1 protein-coding gene is annotated in these 521 nt (G+C 61.2%); it reads right to left on the reverse strand.

All coding sequences use genetic code 11. The features are described 5' to 3' along the window. Positions 1-426: helix-turn-helix domain-containing protein (locus A9J21_RS13310; protein WP_156545864.1), on the reverse strand; the 426-nt coding region annotated here is incomplete at its 3' end. Positions 427-521 lie beyond the last annotated feature (95 nt).

The following is a 521-nucleotide window of genomic DNA, read 5'->3' on the forward strand; positions in this document are numbered from 1 at the left end:
CTTCTTGGTATCGATATGCAGCAGGTCGCCCGGTGCGGCATGTTCATAGCGCATCACGGGCTCACGAGGCTGCAGATCGGCGAGTCTGGACAAGCCAGCGCGTGCGAGCACCCGGCTGACCGTGGATTCGGACACGCCAACGCTGCGGGCAATTTGCCGCTGAAGCATCCGGCGCTGGCGCAACTCCACGATCAACAGGGCCTTGGATGGATCAATGGCCCGGGGCGAACGTACCGGCCGGGACGAGGCGTCGCCCAGCGCCGGCACGCCACCGGCCAGATAGCGACCCAGCCACTTACGAGCGGTTGGTGCTGTCACGCCATGACTCGCGGCGGCTTCAGGCACGCTCAGTCCATGTTCGGTGATGTCTTGAACCATCTCCAGTCGACGGGCAAAGGTGAGTCGGGCATTCTTATGGGTGTTCATCCGGCTGAGCTCCTGGAAGTCTGGGTGTTTGGCGACTTCCAGTTTTCCAGACTCAGATCGGATGAACCACGGATACAACGTATTGAAGCTTCACA

Source organism: Cupriavidus sp. D384 (assembly GCF_001652915.1).
Classification (GTDB): domain Bacteria; phylum Pseudomonadota; class Gammaproteobacteria; order Burkholderiales; family Burkholderiaceae; genus Cupriavidus.